The 22,685-nt window shown below is 59.6% G+C and carries 20 protein-coding genes and 1 riboswitch; of the genes, 10 read left to right on the top strand and 10 right to left on the bottom strand.

Annotated features, from left to right (window positions below; translation table 11 throughout):
* Positions 1-90 precede the first annotated feature (90 nt).
* A complete protein-coding gene (locus LCQ44_RS06650) occupies positions 91-1,095 on the top strand; it encodes a nucleoid-associated protein (protein WP_022094136.1) in 1,005 nt (334 codons plus the stop codon).
* Positions 1,096-1,348: 253 nt separating this feature from the next.
* On the opposite strand, the gene dapD is transcribed toward LCQ44_RS06650, so the two are convergent.
* The 3 genes from dapD to dapA are packed head-to-tail and all read right to left on the bottom strand — an operon-like array spanning position 1,349 to position 5,150.
* On the bottom strand, positions 1,349-2,068 hold the full coding sequence (gene dapD / locus LCQ44_RS06655) for a 2,3,4,5-tetrahydropyridine-2,6-dicarboxylate N-acetyltransferase (protein WP_006234339.1): 720 nt from the start codon (positions 2,066-2,068) through the stop codon (positions 1,349-1,351).
* Between the two features lie 39 nt (positions 2,069-2,107).
* A complete protein-coding gene (gene dapB, locus LCQ44_RS06660) occupies positions 2,108-2,848 on the bottom strand; it encodes a 4-hydroxy-tetrahydrodipicolinate reductase (protein ID WP_225093407.1) in 741 nt (246 codons plus the stop codon).
* Positions 2,841-5,150, bottom strand: coding sequence for a 4-hydroxy-tetrahydrodipicolinate synthase (gene dapA / locus LCQ44_RS06665; RefSeq protein WP_225093408.1), 2,310 nt, complete (start codon positions 5,148-5,150; stop codon positions 2,841-2,843). The genes dapB and dapA overlap by 8 nt, the downstream gene beginning before the upstream one ends.
* A gap of 65 nt (positions 5,151-5,215) precedes the next feature.
* A riboswitch (Lysine riboswitch) is annotated at positions 5,216-5,383 on the bottom strand.
* A gap of 144 nt (positions 5,384-5,527) precedes the next feature.
* Between dapA and LCQ44_RS06670 the strand changes: the two genes are divergently transcribed.
* The 6 genes from LCQ44_RS06670 (at position 5,528) to LCQ44_RS06695 (ending at position 10,112) form a co-directional block, all read left to right on the top strand.
* Entirely contained in the window at positions 5,528-6,715 is a 1,188-nt protein-coding gene (locus LCQ44_RS06670) for an N-acetyldiaminopimelate deacetylase (RefSeq protein ID WP_225093409.1), read from the top strand.
* 164 nt (positions 6,716-6,879) lie between these two features.
* Positions 6,880-7,221, top strand: a complete 342-nt coding sequence (locus LCQ44_RS06675) for a HigA family addiction module antitoxin (protein ID WP_022094130.1) — start codon at positions 6,880-6,882, stop codon at positions 7,219-7,221.
* Between the two features lie 29 nt (positions 7,222-7,250).
* Entirely contained in the window at positions 7,251-7,574 is a 324-nt protein-coding gene (locus tag LCQ44_RS06680) for a hypothetical protein (protein WP_225093410.1), read from the top strand.
* A gap of 164 nt (positions 7,575-7,738) precedes the next feature.
* Entirely contained in the window at positions 7,739-8,182 is a 444-nt protein-coding gene (locus tag LCQ44_RS06685; protein ID WP_225093411.1) for an FxLYD domain-containing protein, read from the top strand.
* Positions 8,183-8,214: 32 nt separating this feature from the next.
* On the top strand, positions 8,215-8,637 hold the full coding sequence (locus LCQ44_RS06690) for an XRE family transcriptional regulator (protein ID WP_225093412.1): 423 nt from the start codon (positions 8,215-8,217) through the stop codon (positions 8,635-8,637).
* Positions 8,638-8,735: 98 nt separating this feature from the next.
* Entirely contained in the window at positions 8,736-10,112 is a 1,377-nt protein-coding gene (locus tag LCQ44_RS06695; RefSeq protein ID WP_225093413.1) for a serine/threonine protein kinase, read from the top strand.
* 37 nt (positions 10,113-10,149) lie between these two features.
* Here LCQ44_RS06695 and LCQ44_RS06700 read toward each other — a convergent pair whose 3' ends face one another.
* Both LCQ44_RS06700 and LCQ44_RS06705 read right to left on the bottom strand, forming a co-directional pair.
* Positions 10,150-11,283, bottom strand: coding sequence for a coiled-coil domain-containing protein (locus LCQ44_RS06700; protein WP_225093414.1), 1,134 nt, complete (start codon positions 11,281-11,283; stop codon positions 10,150-10,152).
* A gap of 234 nt (positions 11,284-11,517) precedes the next feature.
* Positions 11,518-12,150, bottom strand: coding sequence for an MOSC domain-containing protein (locus LCQ44_RS06705; protein WP_225093415.1), 633 nt, complete (start codon positions 12,148-12,150; stop codon positions 11,518-11,520).
* A gap of 220 nt (positions 12,151-12,370) precedes the next feature.
* Here LCQ44_RS06705 and LCQ44_RS06710 point away from each other — a divergent pair, with 220 nt between their 5' ends.
* Both LCQ44_RS06710 and LCQ44_RS06715 read left to right on the top strand, forming a co-directional pair.
* Entirely contained in the window at positions 12,371-13,627 is a 1,257-nt protein-coding gene (locus LCQ44_RS06710) for a carboxylate--amine ligase (protein ID WP_195520510.1), read from the top strand.
* Positions 13,628-13,711: 84 nt separating this feature from the next.
* A complete protein-coding gene (locus LCQ44_RS06715; protein ID WP_040358337.1) occupies positions 13,712-14,458 on the top strand; it encodes an aspartate/glutamate racemase family protein in 747 nt (248 codons plus the stop codon).
* A 124-nt stretch (positions 14,459-14,582) separates the two neighbouring features.
* Here the strand turns inward: LCQ44_RS06715 and LCQ44_RS06720 are convergent, their stop codons facing one another.
* The 5 genes from LCQ44_RS06720 to LCQ44_RS06740 form a co-directional block, all read right to left on the bottom strand.
* Positions 14,583-15,329, bottom strand: coding sequence for an energy-coupling factor transporter transmembrane component T family protein (locus LCQ44_RS06720; protein WP_022094111.1), 747 nt, complete (start codon positions 15,327-15,329; stop codon positions 14,583-14,585).
* Positions 15,322-17,073 (bottom strand): ABC transporter ATP-binding protein, encoded by a 1,752-nt coding sequence (locus LCQ44_RS06725; protein WP_225093416.1) that lies wholly within the window; start codon positions 17,071-17,073, stop codon positions 15,322-15,324. The genes LCQ44_RS06720 and LCQ44_RS06725 overlap by 8 nt, the downstream gene beginning before the upstream one ends.
* Before the next feature lie 213 nt (positions 17,074-17,286).
* Positions 17,287-17,859, bottom strand: a complete 573-nt coding sequence (locus tag LCQ44_RS06730) for a hypothetical protein (RefSeq protein WP_225093417.1) — start codon at positions 17,857-17,859, stop codon at positions 17,287-17,289.
* A gap of 408 nt (positions 17,860-18,267) precedes the next feature.
* Positions 18,268-20,070 (bottom strand): C69 family dipeptidase, encoded by a 1,803-nt coding sequence (locus LCQ44_RS06735; protein WP_225093418.1) that lies wholly within the window; start codon positions 20,068-20,070, stop codon positions 18,268-18,270.
* A 410-nt stretch (positions 20,071-20,480) separates the two neighbouring features.
* Positions 20,481-21,398 carry a diacylglycerol/lipid kinase family protein gene (locus LCQ44_RS06740; protein WP_055309791.1) on the bottom strand — a complete coding sequence of 306 codons (918 nt, stop codon included), beginning with the start codon at positions 21,396-21,398 and terminating at the stop codon, positions 20,481-20,483.
* A gap of 98 nt (positions 21,399-21,496) precedes the next feature.
* Between LCQ44_RS06740 and rnd the strand changes: the two genes are divergently transcribed.
* Entirely contained in the window at positions 21,497-22,630 is a 1,134-nt protein-coding gene (gene rnd, locus LCQ44_RS06745) for a ribonuclease D (RefSeq protein WP_006234315.1), read from the top strand.
* Positions 22,631-22,685 lie beyond the last annotated feature (55 nt).

Genomic DNA, 22,685 nt, shown 5'->3' on the forward strand with positions numbered 1-22,685 from the left:
TCCCCGATGCACCAATCTTCGATGCGCCTGGGGCGGGATCGACCGCTATACTGGTTCGTGCCGAAATCGATCTAGAACGGAATGCCGTATATGAAAATCAATCACGCGATTCTGCATATCCTGGACTTTGACTCTGCCGTCAACGTTATGAGCCAGCGCGAGCTCGATATCGAGAGCCGCACCGTGCGTAATTTCGTAACCACGCACCTGCGGCGCGCTCGTACCTCGGCCGACAACAAACGCGCCACGTTTGCCGAGAACTCTGCGTTTGGTGGTGAGCTCAAGGGCTATTTCTTTGGCGAGCGCGAGTTCGTGGACCTGTCGCAGCAGATTGCGGAGTTTATCTCCTCCGAGCTCACCAAAGCCGAGAAAGCCGAGTCCACCGACGTGCTCGTGGCTGATTTTGACGACGATGAGGATGCCCGCTGGTTTGCCGTGATGCTGCTGGGCTCCAAGCAGGCTTTTATGCACGAAGTGGGCCGCGAAGAGGGGGAGGTGCGCAACGACATCGCGCGCCACTACGCCATTCTGCCGAACCCCTCGCAAAAGGTGCCGAGCTATGCAATCGTGCGTGCAAGCACCATGGAGATCGGCTATGTGGATAAGAAGCGCAAGATTGCCGGCGAGGATCGCATGCTCATTCCCGATGGCCTGCTGCAGTGCGACACGGGGGTATCGGGCAAGGAGGTCATCGACACCGTGACGCGTGTGGTCGAGGAAGTCGCCGAGGAGCACGGTGCCAACACGGCCGTGGCGCTCGCCAAGGTTAAGGCTGCCGTTGCCGAGAAAGTCGAGGATGACGAGGAGCTGCCGCCTTGGGATATTGTCGACGAAGTCTTTGAGGACGAGCCGGTCATCAAGGAGAGCGTGCGTGCGGCACTGACTGAGGAGAAGGTGCCTGAGCGTGTGCCCGTGGAGCGCAAGCAGGTCGAACGTGCGGCGGTGCGCAACCACAAAATCCGTACCGATACGGGCATCGAGATCAGCTTCCCGGCCGAGATGGGTTCGAACTCTGAGTACATCGAGTTTGTCAACGAGCCCAACGGCCTCATCTCCATCGAGCTCAAGAACATCGGAAGTATTGAGAATCGATAAACTGCTCTTGGACGTTGCAAAAAACAAAGGCCGAAGCCTTTTGGGACTTCGGCCTTTTTTGTTTTCGGCTTGGTTGCTGACATTGCGCCGCAGGTTGAGCATACGTCAGCGAAAACGCCCCTAGGCGAGCAAGGTGACGTGAAAGAGGAGGGAAGCGTACTTCGGTACGCGACCGACGATTGAACGTCAGATTGCCGCTTAGGGGCGTTTGCAGCGTCGAGCCGTTACGCGGTTTGGCAAAACCGCGTAACTTCTACAGCTGGCGCAGGCCCTCTTCCAGGCCGGTCTTGCTGTCGGTCTTCTCGTCGCGCATCTTGATGGCGCGGGCGGGGACACCGGCCACGACGGCGCCGGCGGGGACGTCCTCGACGCACACGGCGCCGGCGGCAACTACAGCACCCTTGCCCACGTGCACGCCTTCCAGGACCACGGCGTTTGCGCCGATCATGACATCGTCCTCGATGATGACGGGCGTGGCGCTGGCGGGCTCCACAACGCCTGCCAGCACGGTGCCGGCGCCGATGTGGCAGTTCTTGCCCACGGTGGCGCGACCGCCCAGCACGGCGCCCATATCGATCATGGAACCCTCGCCGATAACGGAGCCGATGTTGATGATGGCGCCCATCATGATGACGGCACGGTCGCCAATCTCGACGCGGTCGCGGATGATCGCGCCCGGCTCGATGCGGGCGTTGATGCCCTTAAGGTCGAGCATGGGCACGGCGGAGTTGCGGCAATCGTTTTCAACGTCGTAGTAATCGATGGAGTCGGCATTGGCGTCCAGGATGGTCTTGAGCTCGTCCCAGTCGCCAAAGACGGTCTTGCCGCGACGGCCGCCGTAGACATGTGCGTCGCCCCAGGCAACCTTCATGCCCGGCTTCTCGCGCACGTACAGCTTGACGGGCGTCTTTTTGGGCGCGGTGGCGATGTAGTTGATAATCTCCTGTGCATCCATCTCGGCTGCGTTGCTCATTTGCTATCTCTCCTTTGGGTGGATTCGGTTGATACCTGGTTAGGCAAACATGACCTTGTCGAACGTATAGAAGCCGGGTTCGCGGGTGACGAGCTTCTGCGCGGCTGCCAAGGCGCCGTTGACAAAGATCTGACGGCTCGTGGCGCGGTGGGTGAGCGTGACCTCCTCGTCCTGGCCAAAGAAGCTCACCTCGTGCACACCGGCGACGGTGCCGCCGCGCAGCGAATGCATACCGATTTCCTTGGGATCGCGTGCTCCGCACATGCCCTCGCGGCCATAGACGGGGTGGTAGCCTGCCTCGGGCTCGGCTTCGACGACGGCGTCGAGCAGTAGCTTGGCAGTGCCGCTGGGGGCGTCGACCTTTTGGTTGTGGTGCGTCTCGACGATTTCGCAGTCAAAGCCGGGCAGCTCGCGTGTAGCCTGCGCTACCAGATGGCGCAGGGCTGCGATACCGATGGAGTAATTGCCCGAGTGCATAACGCGGGTGTTCTGGCCCAGCTCACGCAGGCGGTCCATCTGCTCGGGGGTGTAGCCTGTGGTGCCTGAGACCAACGCCGCGCCCGTGCGCTCGACATAGGCGACGACGGCTTCGAAGGTCACGACGTTCGAGAAGTCGATGATAACGTCGGCCGCCGGGGCGCTCTCGAGCTCGGACAGATCAAAACCGATCTGGGCGACGATATCAAAAACGGGCTGCCCGCCGGCGTCGACAATGCCTTCGGCGGTAGTGCGGATGAGCGAGCCCATGCGGCCCGTTCCCATAATGACGGTCTTAATCAAGTAGACCAGCTCCCTTCAGAGCATCGGTAAGTGCGGCTCGCGTGTCGTCTGCCATGGGGCACAGCGGCATACGGTAGTTTGCCTCGATCATGCCCATCTGGGCGAGCGCTTCCTTGACGGGGATGGGGTTGACCTCGCTAAAGAGGGCGTTGATGAGCGGCTGGCCGGCAATCTGGATATCGCGGGCGCGCGCTACGTCGCCGTCCAGATAAGCGCGGCACATGTCGTGTACAAGCTGCGGCTGCACGTCGGCCCACACGCTGATGGTGCCCGAAGCGCCCAGGCTCATGAGCGGCACTGTGAGTGCATCCTCGCCCGAGTACATGCGGAAATCGTCGGACAGCAGGTGGGCGATCTTGGCCGCGTAGGCGACGTTGCCCGAGGCCTCCTTGATGCCCATGATGTTGGGGTGCGCGGCTAGACGCTCTACGTTGCGCTCGCTGATACCGCAGCCGCAGCGGCCGGGGATGTTGTACAGGATGCAGGGGATGTCAACGGCATCGGCGACGGTCTTAAAGTGCTGATAGATACCCTCTTCGTTGGACTTGTTGTAGTAGGGGGTAATGAGCAGCAGGCCGTCGGCTCCCAAGCCCTGATAGGTGAGCGACTTGGTGAGCATGGTCTGCGTGGAGTTGGAGCCCGAGCCGGCAATAACGGGGACGCGTCCTGCAACATGCTTGACCACAGCGGCGACGACGGAGTTGTCCTCGTCATCGGTCATCGTGGCGCTCTCGCCGGTGGTGCCCAGGGTGAGAATGGCGTCGGTGCCATTTTGCAAGTGGAAATCGATAAGGCGCTCGAGCGCGTCAAAGTCGACACTGCCGTCCTTTTTAAACGGCGTAACCAGGGCGACGATTGAGCCCTCGAGATTGCGGATATCCATGTTCTTCTCCTTCGCCTCCGCGATCTGGATGCGTTTGTTCCATTGAGCTGCGACTGCCAGGCGCTCGTCTTGGGCGCGACGGCGGGCGCTTTCGGCGCGCGACTTGGCCAGCAGCTCTCGGCCGCACGGCAGCACGTCGAGCGTGGAAAAGTAATCGCCCGGGCGCTCGGCGCGGCGGATGAGGTCGGCCGCGCCATCGGGGCGCAGCAGGACCTCGGCGGAGCGCAGACGTCCGTTGTAGTTGTAGCCCATGGAGTAGCCATGCGCACCGGTATCGTGGATTACAAGCAGGTCACCCATGTCGATATGCGGCAGCTCGCGGTCGATGGCGAACTTATCGTTGTTCTCGCACAGATTGCCCGTGATGTCATAGGTGTTCGTGACGGGCGCCGTGGCCTTGTTGGCGCCGCCCGGCTGACCCATCACCGTAATGTGGTGGTAGGCGCCATACATGGCAGGGCGAATCAAATCGACGGCGCTTGCATCGACACCGATATAGTCCTTGTAGATCCGCTTCTCGTGGATAGCCTTGGTGACCAGACAGCCGTAGGGGCCCATCATAAAGCGGCCCATCTCGGTGCAGATGGCCACATCGCCCATGCCGGCGGGAACCAGGATCTCGTCGTATGCCGCGTGTACTCCCTCGCCGATGGCGCGAATGTCGTTGGCCTGCTGCTCGGGCAGGTAGGGGATGCCGACGCCGCCGGACAGATTGATGAAGGCGACGTGTGCGCCGGTCTCGCGCTCCAGGCGTACGGCAAGCTCAAAGAGGATACGCGCGAGCTCGGGGTAGTAGTCGTTGGTGACGGTGTTGCTGGCAAGGAATGCGTGGATGCCAAAGTCCTCGGCGCCCTTGGCTTTGAGCATGCGGAAGGCCTCGAAGAGCTGCTCGGTGGTCATGCCATATTTGGAGTCGCCCGGGTTGTCCATGATGCCGTTGGAGAGCTGGAACAGGCCGCCTGGATTAAAGCGGCAGCCGACCGTTTTGGGGATGGGTCCCGCAACACGCTCAAAGAACTCGATGTGGCTGATGTCGTCAAAGTTGACGATGGCACCCAGCTTGTCGGCGAGCTCAAAGTCGGCAGCCGGCGTATCGTTGGACGAGAACATGATGTCGTGTCCCGTGATACCCAGCGAGCGGGCGATCATGAGCTCGGTATAGCTCGAGCAGTCGCAGCCGCAGCCGTATTCGTTGAGAATGGAGATGAGCGCCGGGTTGGGGTTGGCCTTGACGGCAAAGTATTCCTTAAAGCCCGGGTTCCATGCAAAGGCGTCGCGCACTTCTTGCATGTTGCGGCGGATGCCCGCCTCGTCGTATAGATGAAACGGCGTGGGGAACTGCTCGACGATATGCTCGAGTGTCTCCTTGTCCACAAACGGCTGCTTGGCCGCATATGCCTCGTTGGGGGTCAATACCATGTCCCGTAAACCTCGCTATCCAGACGGCGCCATCTGCGCATCGAATCCGCATAGCGTGGACCCAATGTCCGGATAGCGCTCCCGCATTGCTGCAGACAGTCCTGTGGGTGTTTCCCACAGGCCCACCAGGTTGTTCGTGCCCGAAAACCCAGTTCGGCGGGTTTCGCCTCCCCACGGGGTCAAAGCCTGCCGGCTCGCCCGCGGCTCTTCGTGCCCGCGCCTCTATCAAGTGGTAAAGACCCTATCACGTTGCACTTTACCAAACAAGAGTATTCGTATATAACGTTTAAAAAATGCAGGGATATGCTGGAAACATGTGCGCCACAATCCTGTATCACAATAAGTTGCAACAGATGTGCCTCACGAAGGGATTCTCTATGACCGAGCTCCAAGAACTCCGTCGCTATCGCCGCGATCTCCATCGCATTCCGGAGCTCGATTTCGATCTTCCGCAAACCATTGCCTATATCGAGGGCGTGCTGGCACCGCTCGCTTGCGAGGTGACCCATCCGTGCCCCAGCTGCGTCTGTGCTTTCTTCGACGCCGGTGTTGATGCCGCGCATGCCACGGCGATTCGCGCCGATATGGATGCGCTGCCCATCGCGGAGGCGACGGGAGCGGCCTTTGCCTCAACCCATCCCGGCAAGATGCACGCTTGCGGACATGACGGACACATGGCCATGGCGCTTGCCGCCGCGACGTATGTTGACCGTACGATTCGCGAACAGCCGGGCGCCATTAGGCGCAACGTTCTCTTTGTGTTCCAGCCGGCCGAGGAAACGACCGGTGGTGCCAAGACGGTATGCGAGAGTGGTGTGTTCGAGCGCTATGGGGCCGACCGCATTTTTGGCTTTCATGTGTGGCCCGATCTGCCCGCCGGCACGTTGGCGAGCTGCCCCGGTCCGCTGCTGGCGCGCTCAAGCGAGACGCACATTCATATCCATGGAACGAGTATCCATATCGCCAAGACCTACGGCGTTCCAGTCGAGGAATCGCGCGATGCCGCGCTGGCAGCGGCCAAGTTCTTAGTTTCCGAGCGCGAGCTCATGGACGAGTTGGGTGCCGATGAGCCCTGCATTGGCAAGTTCGGCCTGCTGCAGGCAGGCACCGTCTGCAATGCGGTGGCGGGGGAGGCCCATGTTGCCGGTAGCTTGCGTGTGTTTACGGACGCCATGTTCGACCGTGCGCGCGAGGGCGTACGCCGTGCGCTCGACGAGGCGTGCACCGCAACGGGCTGTACGTACGATCTCGACTTTGCCGAGGGCTATCCGCCAGTCGATAACGACCCCGAGTTGTTTGCCCACATTGCGCCTGCCTTGCCCGAGCTGCAACTTGTGGACGAGCCGCTGCTGATCGCCGAGGATTTCGCGTTCTATCAGCGCCATCTGCCGGGCGTGTTTTTCCTGCTGGGCACGGGTATGCCAGAGGACCAAGACAACCCGAGTGATTCGGATGGCTGCCCCGCCTATGCCACAAGCGTTCTGCATACCGATAGCATGCTCTTCGACGAGGAAATCCTACTCAAAGGTCTCGATGTCTACAAACGATTGCTTTTGCTTGACTAAGGCGTGAAGGACTATTTGTTCTAGAAAACACGAACAAACGTACGATATAATAGAGATGTAAGTCTATAGAAACGTTTGACGTTACTAACGTAAGGCGATACTATGATTGCATCGTAATGAGCGCTATCGGGTCTGTTTTGAGTGGAGACAGGAGATGGCTTGGAATGTCGAAATCGTCGATTATCACAAGTGATGAGACCTCGTCCGATTTGCTGTCGCCAGTGACTCCTGGTGAGCTTCTCAAAGAGGAGTTTCTTGTTCCCATGGGCATTTCTCAATATCGCCTTGCGAAAGAGACCGGGATTCCGGCTCAGCGTATCGGGCAGATTGTCTTGGGAAAACGTCGCGTGACGGCCGACACCGACCTCCGTCTTTGCCGTTATTTTGGCCTGACGGATGGTTATTGGCTGCGCGCTCAGGTGGCGTTTGACCTTGAGGCCGAGAAAAGGCGGATCGAACCGGAACTCGATAAGATCGTTCCTGTTCAGCAGGCCATTGCGCTGTAGTGCTCAGAGATGATGGGGGTGGCGTGACGATGAGGCGACGCCGACAGCCTGCCGTATATAGTCCGGGTGGATGCGGGTGCGGTTTGCTGCTGCTTCCGGTCATCGCTGTGAGCATTGGCGTAATGTTTGCGCTTGCCGGGTTGGCAGCAGCGGCACTCGTGTTGCTGATTGTGGCCATTGGCGTGATGATTTGGCTTTGCCGCAATCGCGAGCAACGCCGTGCCGACGGTAAAACCACTGTCGGCTGGGTCGTCTTCCTGATTATTGCGTACCCGCTGAGTGCCAGCTACCTGGTGTTCTTTGTCCTGTTGATGATCAGCGCCTTTACTGGGGAATCCGTAACGGTGGGTTGACGCGCTGCCAGCAGACGGTTGCGCAAAGTGCGTTTGCTCGGCGTTTGGATAACTGCATTGGCCGTTTACTGCAGCCTTAGCTCTCAGCTAATGAATTCAAGTTCAATCCTTTCTACGATGTGCTGTATGCCGGCGCGGTAGCCGGATCGTAGGAAGGATGAATAATGGCAAAAGAGGGAAAGAAGCCGATCGGCAAGATTGTCCTAGGCGTCATCGTGGTGCTGGTTATCGTCGGTGCCGTGGGCTCTATGGGTGGCAATTCAACCGATTCGTCTGCGAGCGATTCGGCAAAACCTGCCGAGGCGACACAGCAGGCTGAGGAGCAAAAAGAACCGCAAGAACCGTATGCCATTGCTGATGAGGCTGAAGACACCTCCAATCAGTTTGCCTATAAGATCACGGGCACGCTGACCAATAACACGGACAAGGAAAAGAGCTACATTCAGATTGAGTATGTTCTGTATGATGCCGATGGCAACCAGGTTGGAACGGCTCTTGCAAACACCAATCATCTGAAGGCGGGCGGCTCCTGGAAGTTCGAGGCGCTGGGTACAGTGTCTCCCGACCAGGTTGCTAGCTGGGAGCGTTCTGACGTAAGTGGTTTCTAGCATGTTGCATGCACTGGGGGAGGTGAAGCCGTATGCCCGATAAAAAGCTGACCGAGGAGTTGCTTAATGAGCTTCTCGACGCGCCAAACATCGATGGCTATATCAAAGAACACGACTTTGCCGCCCCATCGCTTTCGGACTACCTGAAGCGGCTACTGCAGGAAAAGGGCTTGGAGCGCTCGCGCGTGGTTCGTATGGCCGATCTCAATGAGACCTTTGGCTATCAGATCTTTACCGGTGCGCGTCATCCGAGTCGCAATAAGGTGCTGCAGATTGCCTTTGCGATGGCACTGACGCTCAAAGAGACCAACCGTGCGCTGACGGCTGCCGGGGTAAGCGTCCTTAACTGCAAGGACCGCCGCGATGCGATTATCATCTTTTGTATCGATCGCGGGTGCAGCCTCCAAAAGGTCAACGAGGAGCTGTATCGCTTTGGCGAGGAGACGGTGAGTTAGCGGTTGATATCTGAGCTGGCGGAGCTGCCGAACAACGACGCAAACGAACGGGGCGCGGATGCCATGGGGTGTCTGCGCCCTGCGCTATGATGGAGGCTATGGATACTCAGAGCCCAACATATTCCGATGACGAGCTGACCGCAGCGCTTGCCGAGCACCTGGCGTCGCTCGATCGCGACGACAGCTATCGCGTGGAGCGTGTACTTAAGCGCTCGTCCGTTGAAGCAACCGAGCTCGTGTACTTTGAAGGAACCGGCGGTGGTTCGCTCGGCCCCTTTGTCCGTAAACGCATCGATGCTTCGGCTCAAATCGGCGGGGCATACGAGCGTCTGTTTGCCGCTCAGCGGGCAGGCAGGCGTTTTGAGCACCTGCCCAGAATCGTCGATTGTCGTCGTGTGGGCGACGAGCTCAACGTGGTTATAGAATACATCGAAGGGGAGACGCTCGGGGCGCTGGTGGACCGTCTGGGAGCCACCCCCGATTATGCGCGTGAATTGTATCCTGTCCTTTGCGACGCCGTGGGCGAGCTCCATGCCGGTTTTTCAATGGCGGGGGAGACGTCGGCGCCGGTGATCCATCGTGACCTCAAGCCGTCGAATATCATCGTGACAGGTGCTAACTATACGCCTGATGACGGCCTGACATTTTCATCGCTGGTGATTATCGACTTGGGAATCGCCCGCGTATGGCGCGATGGCGCCGATGCCGACACCGTCAAGTTCGGCACGCGACCCTATGCGCCGCCCGAGCAGTATGGGTTTGGGCAGACGAGTGTGCGCAGCGATGTCTACGCACTTGGCGCCCTGTTGTTCTTCTGCTTGACGGGAGTCGACCCTAAACCAGGGCTCGACATGCGCGAACAATGCGAGGCGCGCGGCATTCCCACTCCACTTGCCGATGCCGTCTGCATGTCGATGGCGCTCGACCCGGCCAAGCGTTTTGCGAGTGCGGAAGCGTTGGGACGGGCGACGCGCGCGGCATGCGATCTGAGTCGCCCCGTGCGGCCTCCTGCGCCGCCTGTCCGAACTCCGGCCTCGGAGACGGTGTTGACGCCCCAAGGGCTCCAGAACCCCGCAGGGCTTCCTAGGCCTGCCGCCTCCGCTGCATGCGGTCTGCTCTCTCGCGTTCCGGAGTCTCTGGGGCGTATTTGGAATACGCTCGTCTGCCTCTCGCTGCTTGTGTTCTTTGCCGGAAGTCACTTTGCCGTCTTTCACCCCACGGGAGCAAACCAAAGCTACCCGACGTGGCTTCTCATAATCGAGTATTTTTTCTTTGTCGATGGCCTTATGGTGCTTATGCATTTTGCGCTGCTCGATAAGCGCCGTCTTCGTCGGCGATTCGCACTGCTCGACAGCTATCGCGGCAAGAAGCTCGCGAAACTCTGGCTCAAGGCATTGGGTGTGCTGCTCCTATGCATGATCGTCATAGTCGCGGTTGCCAATGCGACCGGCGTCGTCGATGCCTCCGCTACCTAAAAGAAAAGGGCCCCATTGGGGCCCTTTGCAGTTGCACTTAGATGCGGTTCATCTGAGCGGCGACTTTGTTGTACCAGTCCTGCCACGTGGGCGGGCAGTACTTTTTGGCCGCAGCCGGGGTAAGGGTGGAGCCGTAGTTGGCGCCCAGATAGGCAACGTGAGCGGAGATGCCCTCGCTCCAGCTGCCAAAGCTGCGCCAACCGCCGCCACGTGCACTCCAGCCCCAGGCGTTATAAGAATTGGCGCAATAAGCACCCTTGGTGCTCTCGATGCAGGCGATGGCGGGGGACCAACGGGGGTCGACACCGGTATTCCAAGCGGCGACGGCAAAGTTGTAGCCCTGGCCTGCCATGGGGGAGCCGGCGAGATAATTGTCGATGCGGCCTGTCCACTCATTAATGAACGAATCGTAATCGGAGCTACCGGTATTGGAGTTGTTCACCGTGGTGTCGATGGTGGTGTTGGTGTTGGTGGCCTGGCTGCTGGAATTGCTGCCGCTTACGCCCTCGCCCGAGAGCTTCTCGGCGGCAGCGGCCTTATCGGCCTCAAGCTTGGCAAGCTCGGCGGCATTTTCCTGCTCGGCTTTTGCCTGTGCCTCGCTGCGGAGCTGCTGGGCCTGCGCCAGCGCATCCTCGGCGTTTTTCTGCTCTGCCTCAAGCTGTGACTTGGCCTGCTGGAGCTCGGCCTTGTTCTGCTCAAGTTCGGTTTGCATGTTATTGAGCTCTTCGATCTCGTCGACGCTCGAGCTCGTGATCTGGTTGGTGTATTTGCAGGTCGTGATGAACTCACCCAGGCTCTGCGCGTTGACCAGGAAGCTCCCGATGGGATTGGTGCCCTTCTGATACTTGTACAGATCGCGCATGGCAGAGCTTGCCTTGGCCTGCTGCTCGGGAAGCTTAGCCTCGATTTCCTCGATGCTCGCCTCATTGGAGTCAATCTGCTTTTGCAGGTCATCGAGTTTGGTGCGGGCGTCGTTGTAGGCGCTCGTGGCGGCTTCGATCTTCTGCTGGGCTGCGGAAAGCTGGTCCTGCGTTGCCTGCGAGGCGGCATACGCCGCAACGGGGGAGAGCATCGGCGTGGCCGTCAGCGCAACGGCGAGCGCGGCGCTCGTGATGATACGAGCCGGCTTCGACGCAATGAGCGCTGCGGTGCGATGATTCGAATGCTGCATCCAGTCCCTCTGCAATCAATCGTAGGTTATGGTTCGAACGGTATTCTACTACTGCTTTCGACCTCAACTTGAACCTTAAAGGTTCCAAAGGGTCAAGTTGAACTTGAGGCTTTGGCTTTGACCTGCAGTTATGATGAATTGTTGAGAAACCATAGAGTTCAACTTTAACGTTACGGGGGCCTGTTTAAGAGGGGTTTGGGGCTGTAAAAGCTATCTCAACGTGGGGTTTTACAACTACAGCGTGCCCTCCTGGCGAGCCTGCTCAATCTCTTCGAGCGCCTCGGCGGGGGTGAACGAACAGGTGCCGTCGCCGAGTTTGACTACCTGGATATCGTCGCCGATATGGACCTCTCCGCCCTTTAGTACCACGCCGAAAACGCCCTCGTGGGGAAAGATGCAGTCGCCGGCTAGATAGTAGATGGCACAGCGTGTGTGGCAGACCTTGCCGATTTGGCTGATTTCGACAAGCACCTCGCTGCCAAGCTTGAGCTGCGTGCCCAAGGGGAGCGAGAGCAGGTTGATGCCCCGGGTTGTGAAGTTCTCTCCAAAGTCACCCTCGTGTACGTCGAGCCCGCGTGCCTGCGCCGTCTGGATGGACTCCGCGGCTAAAAAAGAGACCTGGCGGTGCCAATGTCCGGCGTGCGCATCGGTAGCGAGGCCAAATTGCTCGATGACGGTGTCGCGTCCATCGGCGACGGGCGACTTGCGAGTGCCTTTGTGCTCCGACGTGTTGATTGAGACGATACGAGCAGGCCCGTTGTAAGCATCGTTTGCGGTGCGTAGGGGAGCTGCCGTCCGGGCACGATCCGCAAGTTCGCGCTTGGCGGCGTCAATGATGGGGTTGTTGATCGGATGAGCCTGGGGCACGGTGCACCTTTCGACGGGGCGGGCAACATGTTGAATCCTACAACAATGGTAGGTTCATTGCCCATTGTCATACAACGGTGAGCGCCGCCTTCGTGCTGGACGATTGCGTCGATTGCCATAGATACGGTGGAGCTTTGGGCGCCGGCGGCTTGGCACGCTAGAATAAATCAGTTGCGCAAAGACCGCCCGTTGTGTGGGCAGTTCATGATAGGAAGTTTCCATGGCATTGCAGTTTACAGAGCGCGAGTTCATCCCCGTGCTGCTCGGTGGCGACATCAACGCCTATTCGGTGGCGCGCGCCTTCTACGAAGAGTATCAGGTCAAGAGTCTGGTCTTTGGCAAGTATCAGACGGGTCCTGCGTATCGAAGCCAGATTATCGACTACACGCCCAATGTCGACATCGATACCATGCCCGTGATGCTCGAGACCGTCAACGGCATTGCCCAGGCGCATGCCGATAAGACGATCGTCCTGATGGGCTGCGGCGATAACTATGTTGCCCTGGTGGCCCAGGCAAAGGATGCCGATGAGCTGGCGGATAACATCGTTGCGCCCTATGCACCCTACAGCATGCTCGAGCAGTGCCAGAAGAAGGAGATCTTCTACGAGCTGTGCGAGAAGCATGGCGTGCCGTATCCGCACACCTTTACCTTTACTGCGCAGATGCTCAATGCGCAAGGCGAGGCGCCGGCCGAAGTGCTCGACCAGATCGACTTCCCGTTCCCGATGATCCTGAAGCCGTCCGACGGCATCATGTGGTGGCAGCATGAGTTCGAGGGCCAGAAGAAGGCTTATGAGATTGCCGATCGCGCCGAGCTGGAGCAGGTTATCCGTGACTCCTATGCCAGCGGCTACACCGACGACCTGATCTTGCAGGACCGCGTGCCCGGCAACGACGAGTACATGCGCGTGCTCACCAGCTATTCCGACCGCAACGGTAAGGTCCGCATGATGTGCCTGGGCCATGTGCTGCTCGAGGAGCATCAGCCCCACGGTGTCGGCAACCATGCCTGTATCATTACCGAGCCCAACGACGAGCTCATGGGCGGCGTGCGCAAGTTGCTCGAGGACCTTCACTTTGTGGGCTATTCCAACTTTGACGTTAAGTACGACGAGCGCGACGGCTCGTTTAAGTTCTTCGATTTCAACACGCGCCAGGGCCGCAGCAACTACTACGTTACCAACAGCGGCTTTAACGTTGCCAAGTATGTGGTGGACGAGTATGTGTTCAACCGTCCGTTTGAGCCGGAGTTTGTGACGGCTCAGGACGAGGCCCTGTGGATGGTCGTCCCCATGGGCGTCGTCGACAAGTACGTCAAGGATCCCGAGCTGCGCGCTAAGGTGCATCGCCTGGACAAGGAAGGCAAGGGCGCCGACCCTTCGTTTATGAAGGGCGACTTTGTCTTTAACCGCTGGCTGCGCATGTGGCACACCAAGCTGCGCCACTTTAAGCTGTTCAAGACGTATTACAAGTAGATGAGCGCGGCGCCCGTCCGGTTTGCATCGGGCGGGCGCGGGTATGATACGCGCAATTGCGCAAGCGTCACCAAGGAGGCGGCGATGGAAAAGCTGGGAGTTATCGGCGGCATGGGCGCCGAGGCCACGTCGTATTACTACGACCAGGTGGTGCGTCATACGGCTGCTGCCTGCGATCAGGAACATATCGACATGGTGGTGCTCTCCAAGTCGACCATGCCCGACCGCACGTTGGCCATTAAGACCGGCGAGCATGCCAAGCTGCTGGCGACCATGAAAGAGTGCGCCCAGGCACTCGAGTCGCTGGGCTGTGCGCACATTGCCATTCCCTGCAACACGTCGCACTACTTCTACGACCAGATCCAGTCGTTTACGAAGGTGCCGATTATCCACATGCCGCGTGAGTCGGTGCGCTATGCTCTGGCCGGTGCGGTGATGGGGGAGTGCGAGTTCGACCCCAACCTGAGTATGCCGGCCGAGCCGGTGCACAAGATTGGCATCATGGGCACCGACGGAACCGTGGGCGCGGGTGTCTACGGCCGCGAATGTAAGGCTGCGGGTGTTGAGGTTGTCTATCCCAGCGAGAAACGTCAGAACGATGTGATGTCGCTTATCTACGATGATGTGAAGGCCGGACGTGAGCCCGATATGGATAAGTTCGACCGCGTGATGTGGGAGTTCGCCCGTAGCGGCTGCGACCGCGTCATTCTGGCCTGCACCGAGCTCTCGGTGTTGCAAAAGTACCGAGAGATGCCCGAGATCACCCTCGACGCCATGGATGTCCTGGTGCGCGAATCCATCATCCGTAGCGGCGCTCCCTACCGCCTCTAGCTTCCGACCTGTCAAAAAGGGACAGGTTAATTTTGGTAGGTTTTATCTGGTGAAACAGTAAGGCCTCGGCTCGTTTGGTGCGAGCCGAGGACTTTTGCGTTGGGCGGTTGCTGTCGGTGGTGAACTAGAACAGGAAGCCGATGGCGATGAGGGCGATGCTGACGATGAGCACGGCGATGTCTAGGCCCTTGATGGGGTAGCGCTTGTACGAGCTGGCGCGCGTACGCAGATAGAAGCCGCGCTGTTCTGCCGCCAAGGCTGTGGCATCGGTCTTGCCCACGCTCGAGATGAGCAGTGGCACACACAGTGGCAGCATGAGCTTAAGCTTCTTGATGGGGTTCTTGGTGTCGTACTCGACGCCGCGTGCGGTCTGCGCCTCCATGATGGCGTTCATCTCCTGACCAAACACCGGCACAAAGCGCAGCGCCGTGGTAAAGGTGAAGGCATAGCGATACGGCACGTGCAGCACCTCGACGCAGGCGTTGGCAAGGTCGTTGAGCTTGGTCACCATGAGCATGAGGATGAGTGGTAACGCCACACCCAGCAGGCGCAGACAGGCCTTCGATCCTGTGATGAGACCCGTATCGGTGATAAAGCCCCACACCACGTTGCCATCGCGCATAAAGGCCAGCTGGAGCACCAGCATGATAAGCGCGAGCGGAATCAGCAACTTGAGCAGCGAGAACAGACGGTCGACGACGCCGGCATAGGCACCCAGCGCAAGGGTGAGTGCCAAAAAGCCCAGCAGCGCCACGTAGGTGTCGGACAAGAAGATGCCGACGATGATGGCGGCGGCGAGGCCCAGTTTGACGACGGGATTCAGGCGATGCAGCAGCGTATCGCCCGGCATGTAGTCGATGACGTTAACCACGGTGGACCATCTCCTTGGCAATTCGAACGACATCGGTGACCTCGCTCACCTGCGCAAAAGCGGGCGAGACGGAAGATGCCAGACGGCGCGAGAGTTCAATAACCTGGGGAGGCTCCACGTAGGCACGCCGCATGAGATCGATGTTCGAGAATAGCTCGTGCGTGCGGCCGCGGTCGAGGATGCGACCGTCGGCCATTACCACAATGCGCTCGGCAAAGTCGGAGACGACTTCCATATCGTGGCAGACCATGATAACGGCGCAACCGCGCTCGGCCATGGTACGCACCGTTTCCATGACGGTCATGCACTCGCGGTAATCAAGGCCGCTCGTGGGCTCGTCGAGCACGACGATCTTGGGCTCAACCACTACGACGGAGGCAAGCGCCACCATTTGTCGCTGACCGCGCGAGAGCGAGAAGGGCGCCTCGTCGGCCGGCAAGCCAAAGCGGTCGATGACGAGCTGGGCGCGACGCAGCGCCTCGGCACGGTCGATGCCGGCAAGCTCCAGGCCAAAGGCGACCTCGTCGAGCACGGTGTCCTTGCAGATCTGGCGGTCGGGGTTTTGGAAGAGGGTCGCGACCTCGCGAGCGATGCGGCTCGTGGGAACCGATGCCGTGTCCAAGCCCGTAACGCGTACGCTGCCCGATGCGGGCTTGAGCAAACCCGTGAGCAGTTTGGTGAGCGTGGTTTTGCCGGCTCCGTTTTGGCCGACAATGCCCACGAGCTCGCCGGGGTAGAGCGTCAGGCTAAGGTCGTGTACGGCGGCGCCGCCATTGGGATAGGCAAACTCAACATGGTCGAAGGTGAGTACGGGTTCGGCGTCCTTGGCATGAGGGCGCAACGACGGTGCATGCGGGGAACCGGTGGGCGCCTGGGCTTCGATAGCCGCGCGTGCGGGGTCGACGATGCCCGAAATCAGGCGCTCAGCCTCATCGACATCCAAGCAGGGGGTACCGCTTACCAGGCCATCGGCCTCGAGGCTATTGAAGATACGCGTGACGCGAGGGCAGTCGACGCCGATGGCACGGAGCTCGTCGGTATGCGCGAAGACCTCGTGTGGCTCGCCCTGCAGCGCAATTTCGCCATGGTTGAGCACGAGCACGCGGTTGCAGTACTCCGAGAGCAGAGCGACCTTTTGCTCAACGACGACGATGGTGATTCCAAGTACGCGGTTTGCCTCACGCAGCGTCTCGAAGACCAATGTGGAGCTGGCGGGGTCGAGTGCCGCGGTGGGCTCGTCGAGAACCAAGACGCGCGGACGCATGGCGAGGATGGCGGCGATGGCTACCTTTTGCTTCTGTCCGCCCGAGAGGGTTGCGATCTCGCGGTCGCGCAGGTCGCTGATGCCGACGGTCTCGAGCGTTTCGCTCACGCGCTGCTCGATCAGGTCGTGGGGAACGCCAAAGTTCTCGAGGCCAAAGAGCATCTCGTCCTCGACGATCGAGGCGACCATCTGCGTGTCGATATCCTGCAGCACACTGCCGACGATCTGTGACACGTCGGTCAGCGAGACTTCGCAGGTGTCATGGCCGTCAACCATGACGGACCCAAAGAACGTGCCGGTGTAGTGGTGGGGCACGGCACCTGACAGGCAGGCGGCAAGCGTGGACTTGCCGGCGCCCGAGGGCCCGATGATGCCGATGAAATCTCCCTTGTTCACGCTGAGCGAGATGTGGCTGAGCGCCTGCTCGGTCTGCGTGCCATAGGAGAACGAGACATCGTCGACGTTGATGATCGTTTCCATGGATACCTTTCATAGTCATTGGGGACGTTCTTAAATGACTAGTCGTTTAAGAACGTCCCCAAAAGCTCGTTGTTTGGGACAGTCTTTGGTGGTGAAGCGCGGAGACGGCTTTACGAGGGGCCCAGGTTGGCGCGAAAGAGGAGTGAAGCGTACTTGGGTACGCGAGCGACGAATGAACGCCAAGATGGGGTGGGGCTCGTAAAGCCGAGCGGGTTAGTTGAGCTTCAGGGCCTTCTGGATGGGCAGATAGAGGGCGCCGACCAGAATGGCGTTAAAGACGGCGGTCATGGCGACGACGGGCAGCATGGCGGCGGCGAGCTCGCCGACCACGCCGAGCATGGCCATCTTGATGATCATGAAGATGACGCCGGAGACAAAGGTGGTCAGGAAGGTTGCGACAATGGCGATGGCGGGCTTGACCTGACCGTTCTTGCCAGCGGCGTTGACGATGCCGGCCATGAGCATGGCGGCGATGCCCTCGGCGGCAAAATCGACGAACGGCGAAGTGGTGGTGATCTGGATCACGGCAGCCGAGATGAGGCCAATAACGAGCGCCTGGCCGATGTTGGGGCGAACGACCAGGATGGTGAGGCAGAAGGCCGAGATGATGAACTCGGGGCTGATCATGCCGCCCGAGATGCCCGAGATGGCCTTGCCGACGGTGAAGTTGAGGATGAAGCCGGCAGCGAGCAGGATGGCGAGCAGGACGAGGGCGCGGACATCGAGTTTGCCGCGGTCGGCGGTCTGGACGGTGCGGGGCTGGGCGGCGGTGGTGTTCTGAGACATGGTGAAAATCCTTTCGGAATGGGGGTGCAAGAGAAAAGCGGAGGCGCGTGATGCGAATGCGATCGGGCTCGAGATAGAAAAAGGCCCCCGGTCGAAACCGGAGGCCTTCCAATCACCTAGAGCGCAAAAACAGGCGTGAGGGACTCACTGTCGACCGATCGTATTCGCATCACGCCACCACCAGTTGTTGAGAGACTTCATCGTGTTCTTCATGTTGGTGGCTCCTTTCGTGATGCCGTGGCGCGGTCGCACCTAGTTGCTGTTGCGCTGCACTATAGCACAGCGAAGTGTGTGCGGGGAAATCTTTTTTGAAAAGATTTCAGGCGGGTTTCCCGCCGGTCAAAAGAGCGGGCTGAGCGGGCGAGGCTGCCATCGCTGCCTTGCCCGCTCAGCTAGGACATGAGGGCCTTAGGCCTTCTTGCGACGATAGATCACGTAGGCGCAGACACCGATGATGACGACGGCGCCAACGGCCATGGCGGCCATGTTGTTGCCCTCGGACTTCTCCTCGGTGACCTCTTCCTCTTCGGCCTCGGGCTCGGCCACGTCCTCATCGGAAAGGGCCTCGTCGGCGTAGGTGATGGACTCGACCAGGCAGTTGTTGTCAACATCGTAGTCACTCGGGACGAACTCCTCGGAGAAATCGCCCTCCTGGAGGTAGTCGCGCATCTCCTCGAGCATGGCCTTGCACTTAACATAGGTGTTCTTGGTTGCAGCCTTGCCGGCCTTGTTGGCCAGGGCGGTGCGGGCTTCGGTGCCTTCTTCGGCCTGCATGGCCTCGTCGACGGTCAGGTTCTGCTCGATGAGTTCCTTCTGCAGGGCGTCGAGATAGGCGCGGACGCCGGTGGCGCAGTGGTCGCGGTTCTCATAGGCGAGCGTGTTGATGTCCATGAGGACGTAGTTGATGGAGTTCTTGGGCTCCTCGTTGTTCACGACGTCTTCCTCTTCGCAGTGATCGAAGGGGACATCCTGATCGCTGAAGTAGGGGCTGACCTCGGTGAGCAGTGCGGAGTAGAGGGGGATGGCGACGGAGAACTCAGCGTTGGAGAGCATCTCCCACTGGATGGTCGCGATCTCGGGATCCATGCCGTGACGGATCTGGAAGGTGTGGATCTCGGTGTTGCGGTTGGAGCCGATGGCATAGGCGCCGTCGGTGTTGGCGTTGAGGCCGGCGACATTCTCGCCGCGAGCGGCGAAGGAACGAATCATCTCAAAGGTGTTCCAGTCGGACTTGCCGGGCTGAAAGAACAGCGGCTGCATCTCGTGGACCAGGGCGCCGGTCGTGGCGCGAGCCTCTTCGCGCTCGTCCTTGACGATCTCGTAGTCAGTGCCTTCAGCCAGCGGGGCCATGAAGTAATCGCGACCCTGGATATAGCGCGACCACTGGTGCATACCGGCCTCGTCGATCTTCTCGCCGTAGGTCTTGGCGACGTCGAACTTGCCGTCGGTGTACTCGGCAAAGCCCTTCTCCTTAGGCATGGACTCGATGCCCTCGGAATGGAGACAGTTCTCGGTGTCATCGAGGTCGACGTTATAGGTGAGGTTGCCGATGTTGGGGTTGAGCGAGGCGATGTCATCGGCGAGCTTCATAGCAATCCACTGATGGCCGGAAAGCGCGGCGAACAACCAGGTCTCGGTGCTGTCGGCGATGATGATCTGATCGTTGGAGCAGACGCCCTGCTCGTCGATCAGGCTGCCGATGAGCTCGACGCCCTCGCGGGCCGTGGCGCTCTCGCCCAGGATGACGCTGGCATAGCTGTATTCGCCAATGCCGGTCTCCTCGGTGATGGGGTCGGCCTCTTCGGCCTTCTCGTTATAGGAGGTGCTCAACGTGGCAGAGCAGGAGACGCCCTTCTCGTTGATGCCGGCCTCGGAATATGCGTCGTAGCGATCTTCCCACTGCGAGGGGTTGTCGCGAACGAAGGTGTAGCGGTAGGTTGCGCCCTTGGACTTGTACTCAAAACCGGACTCGACCGAGGTGTACTCGTTGCCGTCCTTGTGTGCGGGCTCAATGCCAAAATGCTTGACATAGCGCGGACCGAAGTCCTCGGAACGGCCGTAGTACGTGTTGCCGTCTGCCGTGAGCTTGCTGCCCATGTAGATCTGGGTGCAGGCGAGTGCCGAAGTCGGCATGGCCATGATGGCCGCTGCTCCAAACGCAAGGCCGCAGCCGAGCTTTTTGAGCGTGTTGACAGGATGAGTAAACCTCATAATCCCTCCCAACCGTTGAAACCCTGCGGAACCGTGCAGGATTTCAGCTAATAAATACATCTATTAGCCTATAGGAAGTCTAAAGAGTATTCATCTAATTCGATGAAGTACTCGATGAGCGTCCTAAAATATGCGATGAGCGGATAAGAATACTCATTTTGTAGCTTTAGTTAAATAAAGGCACCCTGCAATTACTGTACCTGAATAAAGCGCCTTGCACGGGGCACAAAGAAAAATCCCCCGCTGCTTGGCAAATGCATAAACAGTGGGGGAGACGATAATTGGATGAATATCATGCCAATGTGGAATTACTTCTTCCGGCGGTGGATTACGTTGATCGCATAGCCGACGAGCATGGCCAAAACGATGATGATAAAGCCGAGCAGGGGATTGTCGTTCATAGGGTCCTCCTATTTTCCGAGCGGGGAGAATTCGTCGACGATGAGGTCGAGGCATTGTGGAAGCGCGCGGGCTCCAAAGACGCCCGAATTGCTGGAGATAATCTCGCCATCGAACTGCATGCCCAGCGACGGGGTGCAGGTGATCTTGGCTTCCTTGGTCTGGATGATCTTGAACTGCGGGCGCCCGAGTACCTTGCCGGCGGGGTCAAGCGCAGCGGTGATCACGGTAGGCAACAGCTGCACGGTGCGCACGGGTTCGATGACCGCAATGTCGACCATGCCATCGTTCATGCGGCAGTCGGGGAACAGGTTGATGTCGTTTTGGATGACCGAGGTGTTGCCGGCCATGCAGCAGATGCCGTCGAGCTCCTCGACAATGCCGTCATGCTCAATCGTAAAGTGCGCCACCGTGGGGTTGGGCGTGGCGAGCGCAGAGAGGAAGTAGGCGATCTCGCCGATGTCGTTTTTGGTGGGGGCGGCCTTCATCATGATCTCGGCGTCGAAGCCCGAGCCGGCGATGATGATAAAGCCGTGGCGCTTCTCGTTGCCGTTCTCGTCGAGCCAAAAGAGCTCGCCCATGTCCACTTTGACCGTGCGACCGGCGCGGCAAGCCTTGGCAAGCGCCGCTGCCTCGGGGGCATTGCCGATGTTGTTGAAGAACAGGCAGGCTGTGCCGGAGGGGAAGACGAGCGTGGGGACACCGCATCCGCGCATCTGGTCGAGCACGTTGGAGACGGTGCCGTCGCCGCCCGAAACGACCACGCGATCAAACTCGCGCACGTCTGCCACGGCGTCCTCGGGCTCCATGCCATCGCCGATAAAACGCATCACGACCTCGTCGCCGCCCTGCGCGAGGGCGTGCGTGAATGCGTAGATTTCATCTGAGCTGGGGCCCGATGCCGGGTTGTGGATGATAAGGCAGCGCATACTTACGTTCCCGTTCTGTGACTAACCGAGTATAGTTGTAAGGCAATGCCGATATCCTACCCGTGTTTTTCGGGCCTAACCTTATTCGATGGGTTGATATGTACATTTCCACACATCAGGCTCTACTCGACTTTTGCCAGCGCGCCCGTGAGTTCGACGCGATTGCCGTCGATACCGAGTTTTTGCGCGAGCGCACATTCCATCCGCGTCTGTGCTTGGTTCAGATTGCCACCCCTGCCGAGAGCGTCGCGGTCGATCCCCTGGTAATCGACGACCTATCGCCGCTGGCCGAGCTTATGGCAGACGAGAGCGTGACTAAGGTCTTCCACGCCTGCTCGCAGGATATGGAGGTTATGCTCCATACCGTGGGCGTGCTGCCACGACCGATTTTCGATACGCAGGTCGCCGCTGCCTTTTTGGGCGAGCGCCAGCAGATTTCGTATGGCGCGCTTGTTCAGACGTTTTGCGGCGTCTCGCTGCCCAAGACCGAGTCGCTGACCGACTGGTCGCGTCGCCCGCTGACCGATAAGCAGATTGAGTACGCGATTGATGACGTCAAGTACTTGATCGTCGCCTATACCGAGATGATGAGTCGCCTGCGCGAGCTGGGCCGTGTGGACTGGGTGCTCGACGAGCTACGCCCGCTGGCTGACGAGTCGCACTATCGCGCCGACCGTCACGAGGCATTCCGCAAGGTCAAGCGCATCAACTCGTGCAGCCGCCACCAGCTGGGCATCGCGCGCGAGCTCGCCGCCTGGCGCGAGGACCGCGCCGAGCGCCGTAACATCCCGCGCAAGTGGGTCATGTCCGACGACACGCTGCTTGCGCTCGTCAAGCGCAATCCCGTGCGCGTTGAGGAGTTCCGTAGCATTCGCGGTACCGATCAGTTGGGGGAGCGCGACGTGGACGGTGCGCTCATGGCCATCAAGCGTGGCGCAAGCTGCCCGCACGATCGCCTGCCGCTCATGGTGCGCGGGCATCGCCAGATCTCTCCGGAGTTGGAGAGCGTGACGGACCTGATGTATGCGCTCATTCGCCTGGTTGCCGAGCGCTCGGGCGTGGCGACCTCGGTCATCGCCTCGCGCGATGACCTGGCCGACTATATTGAGCACCCCGAGCAGAGCCCCCTGCGCGAAGGCTGGCGCTTTGAGCTTGTGGGCTCGCGTCTGGACGATCTGCTTTCCGGCAATATGGGACTCACCGTGAAGGACGGCAAAATCGAGCTCCTGTAAGGAAGCCTAGCCGCTTGAGTGGGTAGAATGCCTCCAACGTGTAACTCGATTCGGA

The sequence above is a fragment of the Collinsella aerofaciens genome (assembly GCF_020181355.1).
GTDB lineage: Bacteria > Actinomycetota > Coriobacteriia > Coriobacteriales > Coriobacteriaceae > Collinsella.

What these genes read in the sequence shown, in the direction of transcription:
- LCQ44_RS06670 (WP_225093409.1), top strand. Translation starts at nt 5,528, where the DNA reads ATGACCGAGCTCCAAGAACTCCGTCGCTATCGCCGCGATCTCCATCGC.
- dapA (WP_225093408.1), bottom strand. Translation starts at nt 5,150, where the DNA reads ATGGTATTGACCCCCAACGAGGCATATGCGGCCAAGCAGCCGTTTGTG.
- LCQ44_RS06685 (WP_225093411.1), top strand. Translation starts at nt 7,739, where the DNA reads ATGGCAAAAGAGGGAAAGAAGCCGATCGGCAAGATTGTCCTAGGCGTC.
- LCQ44_RS06725 (WP_225093416.1), bottom strand. Translation starts at nt 17,073, where the DNA reads ATGGAAACGATCATCAACGTCGACGATGTCTCGTTCTCCTATGGCACG.
- LCQ44_RS06650 (WP_022094136.1), top strand. Translation starts at nt 91, where the DNA reads ATGAAAATCAATCACGCGATTCTGCATATCCTGGACTTTGACTCTGCC.
- rnd (WP_006234315.1), top strand. Translation starts at nt 21,497, where the DNA reads ATGTACATTTCCACACATCAGGCTCTACTCGACTTTTGCCAGCGCGCC.
- LCQ44_RS06740 (WP_055309791.1), bottom strand. Translation starts at nt 21,398, where the DNA reads ATGCGCTGCCTTATCATCCACAACCCGGCATCGGGCCCCAGCTCAGAT.
- LCQ44_RS06695 (WP_225093413.1), top strand. Translation starts at nt 8,736, where the DNA reads ATGGATACTCAGAGCCCAACATATTCCGATGACGAGCTGACCGCAGCG.
- LCQ44_RS06700 (WP_225093414.1), bottom strand. Translation starts at nt 11,283, where the DNA reads ATGCAGCATTCGAATCATCGCACCGCAGCGCTCATTGCGTCGAAGCCG.
- LCQ44_RS06710 (WP_195520510.1), top strand. Translation starts at nt 12,371, where the DNA reads ATGGCATTGCAGTTTACAGAGCGCGAGTTCATCCCCGTGCTGCTCGGT.
- LCQ44_RS06675 (WP_022094130.1), top strand. Translation starts at nt 6,880, where the DNA reads ATGTCGAAATCGTCGATTATCACAAGTGATGAGACCTCGTCCGATTTG.
- LCQ44_RS06730 (WP_225093417.1), bottom strand. Translation starts at nt 17,859, where the DNA reads ATGTCTCAGAACACCACCGCCGCCCAGCCCCGCACCGTCCAGACCGCC.
- dapD (WP_006234339.1), bottom strand. Translation starts at nt 2,068, where the DNA reads ATGAGCAACGCAGCCGAGATGGATGCACAGGAGATTATCAACTACATC.
- LCQ44_RS06715 (WP_040358337.1), top strand. Translation starts at nt 13,712, where the DNA reads ATGGAAAAGCTGGGAGTTATCGGCGGCATGGGCGCCGAGGCCACGTCG.
- LCQ44_RS06690 (WP_225093412.1), top strand. Translation starts at nt 8,215, where the DNA reads ATGCCCGATAAAAAGCTGACCGAGGAGTTGCTTAATGAGCTTCTCGAC.
- LCQ44_RS06680 (WP_225093410.1), top strand. Translation starts at nt 7,251, where the DNA reads ATGAGGCGACGCCGACAGCCTGCCGTATATAGTCCGGGTGGATGCGGG.
- LCQ44_RS06735 (WP_225093418.1), bottom strand. Translation starts at nt 20,070, where the DNA reads ATGAGGTTTACTCATCCTGTCAACACGCTCAAAAAGCTCGGCTGCGGC.